Annotated in this window: 19 protein-coding genes and 1 pseudogene; 16 read left to right on the top strand and 4 right to left on the bottom strand. The window is 72.8% G+C overall.

Annotation, left to right across the window (positions count from 1 at the left end; genetic code table 11):
* Window positions 1-72: 72 nt before the first annotated feature.
* Window positions 73-801, bottom strand: a complete 729-nt coding sequence (locus ACA361_RS25825) for a winged-helix domain-containing protein (RefSeq protein WP_375015881.1) — start codon at window positions 799-801, stop codon at window positions 73-75.
* A 225-nt stretch (window positions 802-1026) separates the two neighbouring features.
* On the opposite strand from ACA361_RS25825, the gene ACA361_RS25820 reads away from it, so the two are divergent.
* The 7 genes from ACA361_RS25820 to ACA361_RS25790 all read left to right on the top strand — a co-directional run bounded on the left by ACA361_RS25820 (window position 1027) and on the right by ACA361_RS25790 (window position 6936).
* A complete protein-coding gene (locus tag ACA361_RS25820) occupies window positions 1027-1287 on the top strand; it encodes a MoaD/ThiS family protein (protein WP_375015879.1) in 261 nt (86 codons plus the stop codon).
* Window positions 1288-1447: 160 nt separating this feature from the next.
* A complete protein-coding gene (locus tag ACA361_RS25815; RefSeq protein WP_375015877.1) occupies window positions 1448-2146 on the top strand; it encodes a DUF2993 domain-containing protein in 699 nt (232 codons plus the stop codon).
* A 53-nt stretch (window positions 2147-2199) separates the two neighbouring features.
* Window positions 2200-2754, top strand: coding sequence for an RNA polymerase sigma factor (locus ACA361_RS25810; RefSeq protein WP_375015875.1), 555 nt, complete (start codon window positions 2200-2202; stop codon window positions 2752-2754).
* A complete protein-coding gene (locus ACA361_RS25805; protein WP_375015873.1) occupies window positions 2751-3752 on the top strand; it encodes a zf-HC2 domain-containing protein in 1002 nt (333 codons plus the stop codon). The genes ACA361_RS25810 and ACA361_RS25805 overlap by 4 nt, the downstream gene beginning before the upstream one ends.
* Window positions 3643-4440: an ABC transporter ATP-binding protein gene (locus tag ACA361_RS25800; protein ID WP_375015872.1), complete on the top strand. Its 798-nt coding sequence runs from the start codon at window positions 3643-3645 to the stop codon at window positions 4438-4440. Before ACA361_RS25805 ends, ACA361_RS25800 begins: the two co-directional genes overlap by 110 nt.
* Window positions 4437-5945, top strand: coding sequence for a hypothetical protein (locus ACA361_RS25795; protein ID WP_375015870.1), 1509 nt, complete (start codon window positions 4437-4439; stop codon window positions 5943-5945). Before ACA361_RS25800 ends, ACA361_RS25795 begins: the two co-directional genes overlap by 4 nt.
* A 325-nt stretch (window positions 5946-6270) precedes the next feature.
* A complete protein-coding gene (locus ACA361_RS25790) occupies window positions 6271-6936 on the top strand; it encodes a hypothetical protein (protein WP_375015868.1) in 666 nt (221 codons plus the stop codon).
* A gap of 75 nt (window positions 6937-7011) precedes the next feature.
* Here the strand turns inward: ACA361_RS25790 and ACA361_RS25785 are convergent, their stop codons facing one another.
* Window positions 7012-7449: a nuclear transport factor 2 family protein gene (locus ACA361_RS25785; RefSeq protein WP_375015866.1), complete on the bottom strand. Its 438-nt coding sequence runs from the start codon at window positions 7447-7449 to the stop codon at window positions 7012-7014.
* 42 nt (window positions 7450-7491) lie between these two features.
* On the opposite strand from ACA361_RS25785, the gene ACA361_RS25780 reads away from it, so the two are divergent.
* The 9 genes and pseudogenes from ACA361_RS25780 to ACA361_RS25740 all read left to right on the top strand — a co-directional run.
* Entirely contained in the window at window positions 7492-8106 is a 615-nt protein-coding gene (locus ACA361_RS25780) for a sigma-70 family RNA polymerase sigma factor (protein ID WP_375015865.1), read from the top strand.
* Window positions 8103-8822 (top strand): anti-sigma factor family protein, encoded by a 720-nt coding sequence (locus ACA361_RS25775; protein WP_375015863.1) that lies wholly within the window; start codon window positions 8103-8105, stop codon window positions 8820-8822. Before ACA361_RS25780 ends, ACA361_RS25775 begins: the two co-directional genes overlap by 4 nt.
* Window positions 8823-8968: 146 nt before the next feature.
* Window positions 8969-9271 carry a TlpA family protein disulfide reductase gene (locus ACA361_RS25770; protein WP_375015989.1) on the top strand — a complete coding sequence of 101 codons (303 nt, stop codon included), beginning with the start codon at window positions 8969-8971 and terminating at the stop codon, window positions 9269-9271.
* 257 nt (window positions 9272-9528) lie between these two features.
* Window positions 9529-9681 (top strand): hypothetical protein, encoded by a 153-nt coding sequence (locus tag ACA361_RS25765; protein WP_375015861.1) that lies wholly within the window; start codon window positions 9529-9531, stop codon window positions 9679-9681.
* The gene (locus ACA361_RS25760; RefSeq protein WP_375015859.1) at window positions 9678-10517 is read left to right on the top strand and encodes a sulfurtransferase; all 840 of its coding nucleotides are present in this window, start codon (window positions 9678-9680) and stop codon (window positions 10515-10517) included. The genes ACA361_RS25765 and ACA361_RS25760 overlap by 4 nt, the downstream gene beginning before the upstream one ends.
* 62 nt (window positions 10518-10579) lie before the next feature.
* Window positions 10580-10888 carry a DUF1416 domain-containing protein gene (locus ACA361_RS25755; RefSeq protein WP_366623850.1) on the top strand — a complete coding sequence of 103 codons (309 nt, stop codon included), beginning with the start codon at window positions 10580-10582 and terminating at the stop codon, window positions 10886-10888.
* A gap of 189 nt (window positions 10889-11077) precedes the next feature.
* Window positions 11078-11656 (top strand): RNA polymerase sigma factor, encoded by a 579-nt coding sequence (locus tag ACA361_RS25750; protein ID WP_375015858.1) that lies wholly within the window; start codon window positions 11078-11080, stop codon window positions 11654-11656.
* The gene (locus ACA361_RS25745) at window positions 11653-12555 is read left to right on the top strand and encodes a hypothetical protein (protein ID WP_375015856.1); all 903 of its coding nucleotides are present in this window, start codon (window positions 11653-11655) and stop codon (window positions 12553-12555) included. The genes ACA361_RS25750 and ACA361_RS25745 overlap by 4 nt, the downstream gene beginning before the upstream one ends.
* Window positions 12556-12637: 82 nt before the next feature.
* A pseudogene (locus ACA361_RS25740) lies at window positions 12638-12766 on the top strand (DUF397 domain-containing protein); the annotation flags it as partial.
* Between the two features lie 32 nt (window positions 12767-12798).
* Here ACA361_RS25740 and ACA361_RS25735 read toward each other — a convergent pair.
* Both ACA361_RS25735 and ACA361_RS25730 read right to left on the bottom strand, forming a co-directional pair.
* On the bottom strand, window positions 12799-14622 hold the full coding sequence (locus tag ACA361_RS25735; protein WP_375015854.1) for an ABC transporter ATP-binding protein: 1824 nt from the start codon (window positions 14620-14622) through the stop codon (window positions 12799-12801).
* Window positions 14623-14722: 100 nt separating this feature from the next.
* The gene (locus tag ACA361_RS25730) at window positions 14723-14959 is read right to left on the bottom strand and encodes a hypothetical protein (protein ID WP_375015852.1); all 237 of its coding nucleotides are present in this window, start codon (window positions 14957-14959) and stop codon (window positions 14723-14725) included.
* Window positions 14960-15001: the final 42 nt, after the last annotated feature.

Below are 15001 nucleotides of genomic sequence, written 5' to 3'. Positions count from 1 at the left end.
CGCCCGGTCCACGGCTTCCGGCCGGACGTGAAGGGCCCCGCGACCGTGCGGTCGCGGGGCCCTCTTCCGTTCTCAGCCCGCCGGGACGGGCTTGGCGTCCTCCGCGTCGCCGCCGGGGCGGTGGTCGGGGACGAAGCGGTAGCCGACGTTGCGGACCGTGCCGATCAGCGACTCGTACTCGGCGCCGAGCTTGGCGCGCAGCCGCCGCACGTGGACGTCCACCGTCCGGGTGCCGCCGAAGTAGTCGTACCCCCAGACCTCCTGGAGGAGCTGGGCGCGTGTGAAGACCCGGCCCGGATGCTGGGCGAGGTACTTCAGCAGCTCGAACTCCTTGAACGTCAGATCGAGGACCCGGCCGCGCAGCCGCGCGGTGTAGGTGGCCTCGTCGATCGTCAGCTCCCCGCTGCGGATCTCGCCCGGAACGTCGTCCGCCTCCGCCTCCGCCACCGCGGCCGCCCGGCCGACGGCCAGCCGCAGCCGCGCCTCCACCTCGGCCGGCCCCGCCGTCTGCAGCAGCACGTCGTCCAGCCCCCATTCGGGGCTGAGCGCGGCCAGGCCGCCCTCGGTGACGACGCCCAGCAGCGGGCAGTCGAGCCCGGTCGTCCGCAGCAGCCGGCACAGGCTCTTGGCCTGGACCAGGTCGCGGCGGGCGTCGACGAGCACCACGTCGGCCGGCGGCGCGTCGATCAGCGCGGACGCCTCCGCCGGCGCGACCCGTACCGAATGCAGCAGGAGGCCCAGCGCGGGCAGGATCTCGTCGGAAGGTTCCAGAGCGTTGGTCAGCAAGAGCAAGCTGCTCAAGTGCCGCCTCCCAAGTCTTCAGGATCCAGGCGGCCCATCGTCCTCGCCCGGCGGGACGACACCTCTGCGCAGGGCTGACGGCGCGGTGCCACGCTGGACTGTTCGGATGAACTTCCTGGCCCCATCGCCCGGATCCCTCTCCGCAAAGCATATCCGAGGCGCCTCCCGGGACAATGGGGCGACCGGGGCGAGACCCCGCGGCGAGGGGGATGGGACGCTGGGGTCATGGCGAAGGGGACTATGAGGTACTGGGCGGCGGCGAAGGCCGCGGCGGGGGTTCACGAGGAGCCGTACGACGCCGGGAACCTGGCCGAGGCGCTGGCCGCGGCGTCCCGGCGAGAGGGCCGGTCCGCCGAGTTCGGGCGGGTCGTGGAGCGCAGCTCGTTCCTGGTCGACGGCGACCCCGTCGGCGCGCGGCCGCACGCCGCCGTCGAGCTTCCCGAGGGCGGCGTCGTCGAGGTGCTGCCGCCGTTCGCGGGTGGCTGATCTCACAGGATCCGCGCGGAACGTTCACGAAGTCATCCCAGGGAGCGACTCGGCCCGCGGCGGCACCCGGCTATCGTGAGCCCTCCGCGCGTGCCGCGCGAGCCGCGCGGTGGCATTTCCGTCATCGCCCCCCGCGACACCGACGCCCTGAGGAGAGTCCATGCGGAAGGTCTTGCTGGTGCTGCTGATCCTGGTGATCGGCGGTGTCGTCGCCGCGGACCGGATCGGCGTCCGGATCGCCCAGGACCAGATCGGTCAGCAGGTCCAGGCGCAGTACAACCTGCTCCAGCAGCCGGACGTGAAGATCCACGGCTTCCCGTTCCTGACCCAGTCGATCGGCGGCGAGTACGACCGCATCGACGTGGCCATCGGCAACTGGACGCAGGACGACGTCCGGGTGAGCGACGTGCGGATCGAGCTGCGCGGCGTCCAGGCGCCGCTGAGCGACATCGCGGCCGGCAACGCCGAGGGCGTCACGGTGCGCACCGCCACCGCCTCCGCCGTCGTCCCGTACAGCCTGATCAAGGCGCGGGCGCCCAAGGAGGTCAAGGACCTCCGTCCCAAGGGCGACAACCTGGAGGTCGACCTCACCGGGGCGATCATGGGCTTCCCGGTCGGCGGCACCGCGGAGCTGTCGGTCAAGCCCACCGGCAAGGGGCTGTCCATCACCCCCGTCTCGGTCGGCTCCGGCGGCGTCCGGATCCCGCTGAACCTCCTCCAGCAGCAGCTGACCTGGAACGTGCCCGTCACCGAACTGCCCGTCGGCTCCCGCATCAGCCAGGTCCAGCCCACCCCGGACGGCCTGCGGATCGGCGCCACCGCCGACAACGTCCAGCTGAGCAAGCTCTCCCAGTCGTAGAAAACGCCGCTCCGCCCGTGAACCGGAACGAGGGGTCGTTCCGATGAGGGGGTGTGACCGGAGTGAGCGAGGCGGGCCGGGCCGCCGACGGCGAGCTGGTGAGAGCCGCCGCGGGCGGTGACCGGCGGGCCTTCGAGGAGCTGTACCGGCGGTACGCGCCGTGGCTGGTGGCGCGCCTGCGGGCGCGGTGCGCCGACCAGGCCGTCGTCGACGACGTCGTCCAGGAGACGTTCCTGGACGTGTGGCGCGGCGGCGCGAAGTACCGGCATGACGGCGACGTCGCCGGATGGCTGTGGCGGATCGGCTCCCGGCGCCTGATCGACGCGCTGCGCGGCGACGGCGCCCGCGGCCGGCTGCGGCACGCCCTCGGGCGGCTGCGGCAGCGGCCCGAGGAGTCGGCCGAGGAGCGCGTGCTGGCCGGCGTGGAGCACGGCGACCTCGGCGGCTCGCTGGAGCGCCTGTCGCCCGAGCTGCGCGCCGTCATCCAGGCCACGGTGATCGACGGCCTCACCACCCGGGAGGCGTCGGTCCTGCTCGGCATCCCTCCCGGCACGGTCAAGACGCGGGCCCAGCGGGCCCGCCGGCAACTGCGGCAGGAGCTGGCATGACGTGGCACGTGCCCGACGACGACCTGCGGGCCTACGCGGCCGGACGGCTCGCCCCGCCGCGGCTGTGGTCGGCCGACGAGCATCTGGCGGCGTGCGCCCGCTGCCGGGGCGTCCTGGCCGAGGCGACCGACCCGGCCGTGCTGGAGGCCGGGTGGGCGCGCGTCACCGACGAGATGGACGCGCCCCGTCCCGGCCCGGTCGAGTCGCTCCTGGTACGGCTGCGCGTTCCCGGGCACACCGCCCGGCTGCTGGCCGCCACCGCCGTACTGCGCCGCTCCTGGCTGCTGTCGGTGGTGGCGGTGCTGGTGATCGGCGTGATCGTGGGCCGTTCGGCGACCCCGGTCCTGCTGCTGGCGACGGCGCCGCTGCTGCCGCTGGCGGGGGTGGCGCTGTCCTTCGGGCCGGGGCTCGACCCCGCGCACGAGATGGCGGTGGTGGCGCCGCTGCACACGTTCCGGCTGCTGATGCTGCGGGCGGTCGCGGTGCTGGCGACCACGGTGCCGCTGGCCCTGATCGGCAGCCTGGCGATGCCGTCGTTCGCCATGGTCACGGCGGGCTGGCTGCTGCCGGCCCTGGCGCTGACCGCGCTCGGGCTGGCGCTGATGCCCTGGCTCGGCCCGATCGGCGGCCCCGCCGTGGTCGGCGCCTGCTGGGCCGCGGCGCTCGGCGCCAACCAGCTGATCGCGCACCACACGCTCTTCCCGTTCACGGCGGCCGGCCGTGCCGGCGGCCTGGCGGCCGCCGTCGCCGCCGCGGCGCTCCTGCTCGCGGTCCGCGACCGCTTCGAGAGCGACCGCCACCTCGACTCCCCCTTCCAATTCGCCGCCAGGAGGCTCTATGACGATCTCGGCTTCAGAACTGCGCTTCTCGTACCGCGGCACCCGCGCGGTGGACGACGTCTCGCTCCGCCTCGAACGCGGCGTGACCGGCCTGCTCGGCCCGAACGGCGCGGGCAAGACGACGCTGCTGCGGATCCTGGCCACCGCCGTGCGTCCTGACCGCGGCACGCTGTCGGTGCTCGGCCACGACCCCGGCTCGGTACGCGGCCGTACCGAGGCCCGGCGGGTGCTCGGCTACCTCCCGCAGAACCCGGGCTTCCACCCCGGCTTCACGGCCTTCGAGTTCGTCGACTACGTGGCCATCCTCAAGGAGATGACGCACCGCGGCGCCCGGCACGCCGAGGTACGGCGCGTCCTGGACTCCGTCGGCCTCGCCGAGGTCCGCGGCAAGCGGATCCGCGCCCTCTCGGGCGGCATGCGCCAGCGGGTCGCGCTCGCCGCCGCCCTGGTCGGCGACCCCGGCTTCCTGGTCCTGGACGAGCCCACCGTGGGCCTGGACCCCGAGCAGCGGATGCGCTTCCGGGAGCTGATCGCCGAGGCCGGCGAGGGCCGTACCGTCCTGCTGTCCACCCACCAGACCGAGGACGTGGCGATGCTGTGCCGCCGCGTCGTGGTCATGAAGCAGGGCCGGATCCGCTTCGACGGCACCCCGCCCGAGCTGGCCGCCCTGGCCGAGGGCCGCGTCTGGACCAGCGCCGAGCGCGCCCCCGACGCCCTGGCCGGCTGGCGCACCGGCACCGGCGAGTACCGCAACCTCGGCGACCCGCCCGCCGCCGCCCGGCTGGTCGAGCCGACCCTCGAAGACGGCTACCTCCTGGCCCTCGACGGCGTCGAGGTGGCCGCATGAGCCTCCTGGAGACCGAACGCCCCAGGCGCACGGCCGTCCCCCGGTCGGTGGCCGACCGGTCCGTCCTCGCGCTGGCACGGGCGGAGGCGCGCAGGCTCCTGCTGCACCCGCTGGTCGTGCTCGCCGCCGCCGGCGGCCTCGCCGTGCTGCTGTGGCCCGGCGGCACCACCGGCCAGGACTACCCCGTGCTCCAGGAAGTGGCCCGGGAGACCCAGCTGAGCCCGCTCCTGATCGGGCTCGCCACCCTCATCGCGGTGAACGGCGCGGTCCTGCGCTCCCGGCGGCACGGCACGGACGCGCACTTCGACGTCCTCGTCCTGCCCGTCTGGCGCCGCACGATCGCGCACGCGCTCTCGATCGCCCCCGTCGTCCTGCTCGCGGCGCTGCTCGTGGCGGGCCAGTTCGCCCGCGAGGCCGTCCGCCCGGGCGCGGCCGGCCACGTCGCGGTCGCCGAACTGCTCACCGGGCCCCTCATGGTCGTCCTGCTCGGCGCGCTCGGCGTCGCCCTGGCCCGCCTGGTCCGCTCGGTCCTCGTGGCCCCGATGACCGCCATCCTGATCATCGCCGTGACGTTCGTGCTCACCCCCGGCTCCGGCGGGCTGCGCTGGCTCGCCCCGCTCGTCAGCGACGAGGGCGCCCGCCCGCTGCCGGCCGAACTCATCGGCCGTCCCGCCGGCTGGCACGCCCTCTACCTCGCGGCCCTCGCCGTCCTGGCGGTCATGGCCGCCGTCCTCGCCGGGGGCGCCCGTACCCGAGCGGTCACCGCCACGGCCGCTGCCGCGCTCGCCACCACCGTCGTGGCCGCCGTACTCCAGGCCCAGGGCCCGTCCGACGCGCTCGCCGCCGCCCGGGAACGCGCCACGAACGACCCGTCCTCCATGCAGATCTGCGAGGACGCCGGACCGACCACCTACTGCGCGTTCCCCGAGTTCAAGCCCTGGCTCGGCGAGTGGCGCGAGGTCGCCGAGAGCGTCCGCGCGCTGACCCCGGTCCAGCGGAAGATCACCGTACGGCAGCGGGTCAGCGCCACCGAGGGCCCCTCAAGCCTGGACCGCCTGCCTCCCGGCCCGCGCGGCGAGGTCACGGTCGGCACGGCCTGGGACGGCACGCGCCGCCTGGAGTTCGCCGGGAGCTTCGCCCGCGGCCTCGTCCTCGACGACGAATCGGACCGGGGCGCCAAGTGCGACGCCCGCGGCATCGTCACCATGTGGCTCGCGCTCAGCGGGATCCCCGACGGCCAGGCCCGGTACGCCGAGGCCCGGACCCACATCGGCGGCGGCGGAGGCTCGATCCTCGCCCCGGTCAACCCGATCGTCGTCCGCGACCGCGAGTTCGCCGCCGTACAAGCCCTCCTGAAGAAGCCCAAACCCGAAGTGACCCGCGTACTCAAGGCGTCCTGGCCCGAACTGACGAGCCCGGGAACCACCACCGACCGCGCCGCCACCCTCTTCGGCATCCCCGTCCCCCCGGAGACCCCTGCCGACCGCGAACGAAACTGCACCTGACCAACGACACCCCAGGGCCGCGACCCGAGCCACGTGATCACCGGCGCCCCCGTCCAACGGCCATGACTGGAGCCGCACGTGCTCAGCGGCACCTCTGAGGACCGCGACCCGAGCCGCCTGATTACCGGCGCCCCCGTCCAACGGCCGTGACTGTGGTCGCACCTGACCAGCGGTCCCTCCATCACTGGCCGCGGGTGGAGCCGCGTGTGATCAGCGGCGCCTGCCGACAGCCGTGAAAGGACTTGCACGTGATTTGCGCGGAACGTTGCCGACCGCGAATGGAACCACTTGTGACCTGCGCATCCGCCGTCCATCGGAACCGCACGTGAGGGCGCTGATCGCGGGGCCGCTGCTGCGTCCCCTGGCGCGATCGCTCCCCTGGCGGAACCTGGCCGCGGCCGGGACGCTGGGCCTGGCCCTCGCCGCCGCTTCCCGCGTCACCGACCTCGAACCAGGGGGCACGCTCTACCTGCTCCGCATAGCGGCCCTCGCCGGAGCCGTCGGCGCCGCTTTCGTCCTGGACGACCCGTCCCGCGAGACCACCGAGGTGGTCCCCGCGAGCCGCGCACTGCGCCAGGCCCTGTGCGTGGCCCTGGTGCTCCCCGCCCTGGCGGTCTGGTGGACGGCGATCCTCTACCTGGGAGACCCCGGCCACGAGCTTCCCTGGCCGGCCCTGACCCTGGAGGCGGTCACCCTGTGCGCGCTGGCCTGGGCCCTCTCCGCCACGGCCCTGCGCCTCACCTCCACCACGGCCCCGGGCCTCGCGGTGGGCGGCATCCTCCTGGTCCTCTTCATCACATCCGCCCTCATACCCCCCGACCAGAGCCCCCTGGTCCCCCTGGGCCACTCCAACTGGTCCACTATCCACACCCTGTGGACAGTGCTTCTCGCTCTCGCACTCCTGACCTGGGCCACAAGCGCCCGAGAGCCCACCCCCCGCCCGAAAGCACCCAGTTCCCGACGCCCCCGAACGGCCGGCCCGCCGTGGTAGGCCGCGAGCACCCGAGAGCCCGCCCGGGCGCGAGCGTGGTCGGCCCCGTCGCGCGCGAACGGTGGGCAGGGGGGCTTACGGGCGGGTGTCCTGGTGCCAGACGGGGTTGATCTTGACTTTGTGGATCAGCCAGTGGCCGTCGGGGGTTCGGTGGAGGACGGTGTCGTACCAGCCGCCCACGGCCCAGAAGTCCGTCGGGTCGCCGTTCCGGACGTGGGTCGCGTGGAGCGACGAGCGGACCGTGGCGACGTCCCGGTCGATCTCGATGGAGTGGTTGGCGGTGACGTGGTGGGTGGCGGTGTAGCCGCCCAGGTCGCGCTCGACGAACTCGGCGAGTCCGACGCGGCCCTGGTGCGTGGCCCGGGGCGTCGTCAGCGTGCAGTCCTCGGTGTAGAGGTCGGCATAGGCCCGCCAGTCCCGCTCGTCGAGATGGCGGGCGAACCTGACCAGGACATCGCTGATCTTGCCGGCCTCCAGATGGCGGAGGACATCGCTCTCATCGTGTACGGGCACGCCGCTCAGGTCCTCTCGTGACATCCCGCCGGGCGCCGCCGTATGGAGGCTTTGGACACGGAGCGTAACGAAGGGAGGTGGCCGTTCAAAGGAGGCTGTGAATCGTGTGAACCGAAACGGGCGGTCGTTCGTGTTCGTGGTGTGGGGCCGACCGCGGATGAGGAGTTGCTGCGTGCTCTGTACGACGAGCACGGTGGTCCGCTTCTCGGGTACGTGCTGCGCCTGACGGGGGGTGATCGGGCCCAGGCCGAGGACGTGGTGCAGGAGACGCTGCTGCGGGCCTGGCGGCATCCCGAGGCGCTGGGCGGGCGGCCCGTACGGCCGTGGCTGTTCACGGTGGCGCGGAACCTGGTGGTGGACGCGCACCGGGCGAAGCGGTCGCGGCCGCCGGAGACGGGGATCGACGAGCAGCTGCTGATGACGGCGGCCGGTTCGGACGACATCGACCGGGCGCTGGAGTCGTGGACCGTGGCCGAGGCCATGGCCGATCTCAGCCCGCAGCACCGGGCTGTGCTCGTGGAGACGTACTACCGAGGGAGGTCGGTGGCCGAGGCTGCCAAGGCACTGGGGATTCCGGCCGGGACGGTGAAGTCCCGCAGCTACTACGCCCTGCGGGCGCTCAAGCTCGCCCTGGAGGAGCGGGGGCTGGCGCCGTGAACGACTGCGCGGAGATGCGGGCGGCGCTGGGCGTCTACGTGCTTGGCGCGATCGATCCGGGCGAGCGGTCCAGGCTGGAGGCGCATCTGGAGGGATGCCCCGCCTGCCGGGACGAGCTGGCCGGGCTTGCGGGGCTGCCCGCGCTGCTCGGGCGGGTGACCGAACGGCAGATCGAGCAGATGGCGGGGCCGCCGCCCGAACTGCTGGACTCGCTGCTGGCGCGGGCGGCGCGGCGCAGGCGGTTCGCGCTGTGGCGGCGGCCTCCCGGCGGCGGGCGCCTCTGGTGGGGGCCGGGCGTGCTCGCGGCCTGCGCGCTGCTGGCCGTGGGTGTGCTGACGGGGGCCCTGTTCGCCTCAGCGCGGGAGAAGCCGCAGGTGGCCGCACCGGCGCCGACACCGTCGATCTCCACCGGCTCGGGCGCGGAGCGGCTGCGGGCCAGCGACCCCAGCAACAAGGTGCGGGCGGAGATGGTCCTGTACAGGAAGAAGTGGGGGACGAAGGTCGAGCTGCACCTGGCCGGCGCCCCGTACGGCGCGAGCTGCCGCTTCTACGCGGTGGCCCGCAACGGGCAGCGCGACGTACTGGGAAGCTGGCACGTCGCGTACCGCAGGGGGTACGGCCAGTACGCGGGCTCCACGATGTTCCAGCGCGACGAACTCTTCTCGTTCGAGGTCGTCACGATCGGCGGCCGGCCCCTCCTCACCATTCCGGCCTGAGCCCGCCCTGAGCCCGGCCTGGGTACGGCTGATCTCGTCTGGTTCCGCCTGACTCCTGCCGGGTCCGCCCGCGTGCGGGAAGTTCGGGGGCGCGGCGGGTGTTGGCATGGGACGACGGCGTCCGCGGAAAGGAACGGTACGTGCGGCTGGATGGCGGGGCCTTGGGGGCCGAGCTGGGCGAACGCGCCACGCTGGTGCAGTTCTCCACCGCCTTCTGCGCGCCGTGCCGGGCCACGCGGCGGGTCCTCGGCGAGGTCGCCGCGATGATCGACGGGGTGGCCCATGTGGAGATCGACGCGGAGGCGCGGCTCGATCTCGTCCGCGGGCTGGACGTGGTGAGCACCCCCACGGTGCTGGTCCTGGACGCCGCCGGAACGGTCGTCCGGAAGGCCGCCGGGCAGCCCCGCAAGGCCGATGTCATCGCCGCTCTCGGCGCGGCCATCTCGTGAGCGGGGACCCGTTGACCTGCGCCAAGACGAATGTCACTGTCTCGAAAGCCGAGACGGATGTGACAGCGCCGCGCCTGTCGGCTTACCATCGGACCGTGCGTTACTGGACAGAGCAGCTGCTCACGAAGCGTCGCGCGGTCGACTTCTGCCGCGTCTCGGCTTCGCTCTGTCGCATGGCCTGAGGCATCGAGCCCGCCGTTCCCGAGCAATCCGACTTCCGCTCGTACGCGCACGTTCTCTCCGCCAGGAGCAATCCGATGCAGGCTGATCAGCGTCCGGCCGCGGCCGACGCGCCGGTCATCCTGTACGCCGTGCTGAACGGGCCCGGAAACCGCCTCGGCCGTCAGATGCCTCCGCCGATCCGCCGCTTCACCACGAAGATCCGCTCCGACAGGGAGGTTCCCGCATGAGCCGCTCCGACGTCCTGGTTGACGCCGAATGGGTGGAGTCCAACCTGGACGCCCCCGGCCTCGTTCTCGTCGAGGTAGACGAAGACGTCTCCGCGTATGACAAGGGCCACATCCGTGGCGCCGTGAAGATCGACTGGAAGACGGAGCTGCAGGACCCGGTCCGCCGCGACTTCGTCGACAAGACCGGTTTCGAGCAGCTGCTGTCGTCCAAGGGCATCGCCAACGACGACCTGGTCATCCTGTACGGCGGCAACAACAACTGGTTCGCCGCGTACGCCTACTGGTACTTCAAGCTGTACGGCCACGACAAGGTCAAGCTGCTCGACGGCGGCCGCAAGAAGTGGGAGCTGGACTCCCGCGAGCTGGTCACCGACGTGCCCGAGCGGCCGGCCACCGACTACAAGGCCACCGAGCAGGACCTGTCCATCCGCGCGTTCCGCGACGAGGTCGTGGACGCGATCGGCAAGAAGGGCCTGATCGACGTCCGCTCGCCCGACGAGTTCAGCGGCAAGCTGCTGGCTCCGGCGCACCTGCCGCAGGAGCAGGCGCAGCGGGCCGGCCACGTGCCGACCGCGCGCAGCATCCCGTGGTCGAAGGCGGCGAACGACGACGGCACGTTCAAGTCCGACGAGGAGCTCCGCGAGCTCTACACCGAGGCCGGCGTCGACCTGAACAAGCCGATCATCGCCTACTGCCGGATCGGCGAGCGGTCCTCGCACACCTGGTTCGCCCTGCGCGAGCTGCTGGGCCTGTCCGACGTCAAGAACTACGACGGCTCCTGGACCGAGTACGGCTCGCTGGTCGGCGTGCCGGTCGAGCTCGGCGAGCCCAAGTAACACACCTTCCGCCCGTACCGGAGCATCATCCCGCCGCGACCGGCGGAGAAGGAGAGAAGACCATGACCCAGGGCTGCGCAGCGCCCGCGCAGACGGCGCACCTGCCGGCGACCGTCGACCTGACCAACGAGGCCGTCATCCAGGGCACCGTCACCCGTGACGGCCAGCCCGTGTCCAGCGCCTACGCCCGGCTGCTCGACTCGTCGGGCGAGTTCACCGCCGAGGTCGTCACCGGCGACGAGGGCGTGTTCCGGTTCTTCGCCGCGGACGGCGACTGGACCGTCCGCGTCCTGGCCGCCGGCGGTGTGAGCGTCGACAGCACCGTCAGCGCCAAGACCGGCGAGGTCGCCGCCCTGGAGGTCGCGATCTGACCAGGCCCCGCGCCTGACCGGCTCCGCCGCGAGACCCCGTCGCCCCTTTTCGGGCGGGGGGGTCTCGCGCGTCCGGACGGGAAACGCCGCGTCCGCACTCTCGGGTGAAATGCTGCGGCACGTGCGGACATGTGATCTCCATCTGGTCAGTTCGCCGCGCCCCGGGGGCGTGCGACGGAAGGAGAGATCTTGGCACCCGCCGTGGAGGACCACCATCCACCCGATGACCGGCGCCGCCGATTCGAGGAGATCTACGAGGCCAACCGCGTCCAGATCCTGGGGTACGCGCTGCGCCGTACCGCCGACGCGCAGGACGCGGCCGACGTCCTCGCGGAGACGTTCCTGACGGCCTGGCGGCGGCTGGACGACGTGCCGCGGGACGGGCGGGCGCGGCTCTGGCTGTACGGGGTGGCGCGCCGGGTGCTGGCCAACCACCACCGCGGCGAGCGCCGCCGCTCCGCGCTGGCCGCCGACCTCGGCCTGCGGCTGCGCACCGAGGCGGCCGAGCCCGACCGGAACCTCGCGGACGTCGGCCCCGCGTTCCGGAGCCTGTCCGAGGCCGACCGGGAACTGCTGACCCTCGTCGGCTGGGAGGGCCTGGACCACGGCGAGATCGCCACCGTCCTCGGCTGTTCCCGCAACGCGGTGCGGATCCGCCTGCACCGGGCCCGCCGCCGCTTCGCCCGCGCGCTGGAACGGGCGAACGCGAGCCCCGCCGGCCGTCCCCTGCCCACCGCCGCGCGGATCCCGAACGGAGAGCACCCATGAACCGCGACATCGACACCCTGATCGGCGCGCTCGCCCCCGTCACCGACGCCCGGGCCGCGGAACTGATGCCCGACGAGTCGGCCGCCGACCTGGCCGACCGCATCACCCGTACGGCGGTGGAGCCCGCCGCGCCGCGCCGCCGCCGCTCGCGGGGCCTCACGTTCGGCCTGCCGCTGGCCGCGGGCCTGGCGTGCGCGGCCGTGGCGCTGGCCGCGGTGGCGCAGGACCCCGCCGTCCAGCCACCCCCGAACGCGACCGGACAGAGCCCGGACGCGACCGGCACGGCGCAGAGCCCGAACGTCCGGCTGGCCTCGGCCCTGACCATCAAGCGCAAGGGCGACCACATCGACGTGCGGGTCCGCGACCCGCTCGCCGACCCGAAGCGCTACGGGAAGGAACTCGCCGCCCACGGCCTCAAGGTCGAGCTGTCCCTGGTGCCGGTCTCCCCGTCCATCGTCGGCACCGTGGTGATGATGGACACCAGCGACGGAACGAACGAGCGCGACATCACGACCATCACCGCCAAGGGCGAGTGCGAGACCGGCGGCGGAGGCGACGTCTGCCCGGTCGGCGTCCGGGTGTCGACCGGCTACGAGGGCACCGCGCAGGTCGTCTTCGGACGCGCGGCCCGTCCGGGCGAGCAGTACAACAGCGCCGCTCCGGTGACGGCACCGGGCGAGGTCATGCACGGGATGACGTTCCGGAAGAAGCGGGTGGGCGAGGTGCTGGCCGCGCTCAAGAAGCGGAACGTGACCGTCCCCGAGTACCGCTACATGGACGGCAACGTGAGCAAGGACGTGGGCCCCGACCAGATCCCCCCGACCTGGTACGTGCACGACGCGACCCCCTGGGCGAAGAACCAGGTCCTCCTCTTCGTAGGCCCCAACCCCACGGAGTAACCCCGCCGTCCGCCGTGTCGACTCGTGGCGTGTCGCCCTCTCGCGAGGCCACCGAAGGCGAACACGCCACGAGTCAGTAGAGGTTGCCCATCTTTCGCTCGGGATCGGCGTGCGGGACAGCAAGAATCCGCAGGCGGGGCATCTCGCCCTTGAGCGAGTCGGCTTCGCCGCCCTGCTGAGCAAGATCAAGGCCGGCGAGCTGGATCTCTGACGCCTGTGCTCGGGGGTGGGCGGCACGGCTGGCTAGAGGCGTTCGCCGGTGGGGGCGGCGGTCGGGGCTGGGGTGTAGCCGGATGCCTGGAGGTTGAACAGTCTGGCGTACTCGCCGTTCCGGGCCAGTAGGGTCTCGTGGGTTCCGCGTTCGACGACCCTGCCTGCGGACAGGACCACGATGGTGTCGGCGGTGCGTACGGCGCCGAGGCGGTGCGAGATGAGCAGGCTGGTCCGGCCGGAGCGGTGCTCCTTGATCGCGCTGTGGATGCGGTCCTCGGCCTCCGCGTCCAGGCCGGACGCCGGCTCGTCGAGGATCATCAGGTCGCGCTTGTCGCGCAGGAACGCGCGCGCCAGGGCGAGCTTCTGCCACTGGCCGCCGGACAGCGGAACGCCGGCCCGCGGGTCGTCGGCGTCGTCGTGGGCCGAGTGGAAGACGCGGCTGAGCATCGTGCCGTAGCCGCCGGGCAGCGTGGTGATCTTCTCGTGGACGCCGGCGCGCTCCGCCGCGGCGCGGACGAGCGTACGGTCGTGCAGCCGGGCGAGGTCGCCCAGCCCGATGTTCTCCGCCGCGCTGAGGTCGTAGGTCATGAAGTCCTGGAAGACGACGCCGATGTGCCGGCGCAGGTCCGCGATGTCGAGGTCGCGGATGTCGACGCCGTCCCAGCGGACGGAGCCGCGGGTCGGGTCGTAGAACCGGCACAGCAGGCTGACCAGCGTGCTCTTCCCCGCCCCGTTGAGGCCGGCGAGGGCGAGCGTCTCGCCCTTGGCGATGCGCAGGTTCACGCCCCTGAGGACCCACGGGTGGTCGGGGGAGTAGCGGAACCAGACGTCGCGCAGCTCGATCCCGTGCTCCAGCGGCCGGACGGCGCGGGCCGCACGGGGGGCGGGCAGGTCGGGGCCGGCGGCCAGGACCGTGCGGTAGTGGCCGAACATCAGCAGCGCCTGGTGCGCTTCGGCGATCGCGTTCGCGGAGCCGAGCAGCGCGCCCTGCACCCCGGCGACGGCCGTAATGAAGATCATGAGGTCGCCGACGGAGACCGTACCGGCCCGCGCGGCCAGCAGGCCCCAGAAGAGGACGGCGGCGGAGAGCACCGCGCCCATGAATCCCAGCCCGGCCTGGCAGATCAGTTCCCGCAGGTCCAGCCGCTCCCGCTCCGCGTCGGCGGTGCGGCGTTCGGCGAGGAAGCGTTCGCGGAAGTGGCGGCCGAGCCCGAAGAGCCGCACTTCCTTGGCGGCCTCGATGCTCGTGAGCAGCTGCTCGTAGAAGAGTTCGCGGCGCTCCATCGGGCTGATCTTCCAGAGGACGGCGGCGCGCCGCCTCGACAGGACCAGTTCCGACACCAGCATCGGGATCCCGCTGAGCATGACCAGGCAGGTGATCCACGGGTTGATCACCAGCAGCGTCCCCAGGAACCCGCCGATGGTGATGACCGACTGGACGAGCGCCAGCACGCTCTCGATCGCCTGGCCGGGACTGGTGCTCGCCGATTGCTGCGCGAGCCGCAGGCGATCGGCGAAGGCGGGCGTCTCGAAGCGGGCCAGGCCGGGGAAGCCGTTGACGGCGGTGAGCAGCCGGTCGTGGGCGAGCAGCCCGGCCCGCCGGTCCATCCCGGCCCGCAGGTACCGGGTGAGGTGCGGGACCAGCGCGGCGGCGAGGCCGACCAGCCCGAGACCGATCGTGTAGTGGACCAGCGTGGCCGCGTCCCGCCGCTCGATCAGGCCGTCGACGATCAGCTTGGTGAGCCAGGCGGCGGCGACCGGCAGGGCGCCCGCGGTGACGGTCAGGACGACGTAGCACGCCATGCGGAACGGGCTGGCCTTCGCCGACAGGCCGAGCACGGCGATGAGATGCACGGTGGAACGGCCTCCTCTTGCCGGGACGCGCCGCCCGGTACACGGGTGGGGGGATCCCGCGTACCGGGCGGACGTCATGAGGTCACCCGGATCGGCGCTTTCAGCAGCAGCAGCTGTGCGGGTCTCCGGTGCAGATGGCGACGCAGCACCGCCTGACGAGGATCTCGTCGCAGCTGGCCTTGAGGTAGTAGATGGACTTCACCTGCGAGGCGGTCCCGCAGGAACCGACGCGCCCGCAGACGACGTTGTACCGCGGGTTGCACGCGGCGGCCGCCGAGGCGGTGGGGACGGCGGCCGACACGAGCGCGTCCGCCGCGGCGCGGATCATTCTGGTCATGGTGGTACCTCTCGCTACCGGGATTCATCGGTGATGACGTTC

It is taken from the genome of Actinomadura sp. 21ATH (genome assembly GCF_041951345.1).
Lineage (GTDB): Bacteria > Actinomycetota > Actinomycetes > Streptosporangiales > Streptosporangiaceae > Spirillospora.
The sequence above is the reverse complement of the archived record's forward strand: the minus strand, read 5'-3'. Positions and strand labels throughout refer to the sequence as shown.

Excerpts from the sequence above, each read along its gene's own strand:
- ACA361_RS25820 (WP_375015879.1), top strand. The coding sequence starts at position 1,027 with ATGGCGAAGGGGACTATGAGGTACTGGGCGGCGGCGAAGGCCGCGGCG.
- ACA361_RS25815 (WP_375015877.1), top strand. The coding sequence starts at position 1,448 with ATGCGGAAGGTCTTGCTGGTGCTGCTGATCCTGGTGATCGGCGGTGTC.
- ACA361_RS25805 (WP_375015873.1), top strand. The coding sequence starts at position 2,751 with ATGACGTGGCACGTGCCCGACGACGACCTGCGGGCCTACGCGGCCGGA.
- ACA361_RS25795 (WP_375015870.1), top strand. The coding sequence starts at position 4,437 with ATGAGCCTCCTGGAGACCGAACGCCCCAGGCGCACGGCCGTCCCCCGG.
- ACA361_RS25780 (WP_375015865.1), top strand. The coding sequence starts at position 7,492 with ATGGAGGCTTTGGACACGGAGCGTAACGAAGGGAGGTGGCCGTTCAAA.
- ACA361_RS25765 (WP_375015861.1), top strand. The coding sequence starts at position 9,529 with ATGCAGGCTGATCAGCGTCCGGCCGCGGCCGACGCGCCGGTCATCCTG.
- ACA361_RS25760 (WP_375015859.1), top strand. The coding sequence starts at position 9,678 with ATGAGCCGCTCCGACGTCCTGGTTGACGCCGAATGGGTGGAGTCCAAC.
- ACA361_RS25755 (WP_366623850.1), top strand. The coding sequence starts at position 10,580 with ATGACCCAGGGCTGCGCAGCGCCCGCGCAGACGGCGCACCTGCCGGCG.
- ACA361_RS25745 (WP_375015856.1), top strand. The coding sequence starts at position 11,653 with ATGAACCGCGACATCGACACCCTGATCGGCGCGCTCGCCCCCGTCACC.
- ACA361_RS25730 (WP_375015852.1), bottom strand. The coding sequence starts at position 14,959 with ATGACCAGAATGATCCGCGCCGCGGCGGACGCGCTCGTGTCGGCCGCC.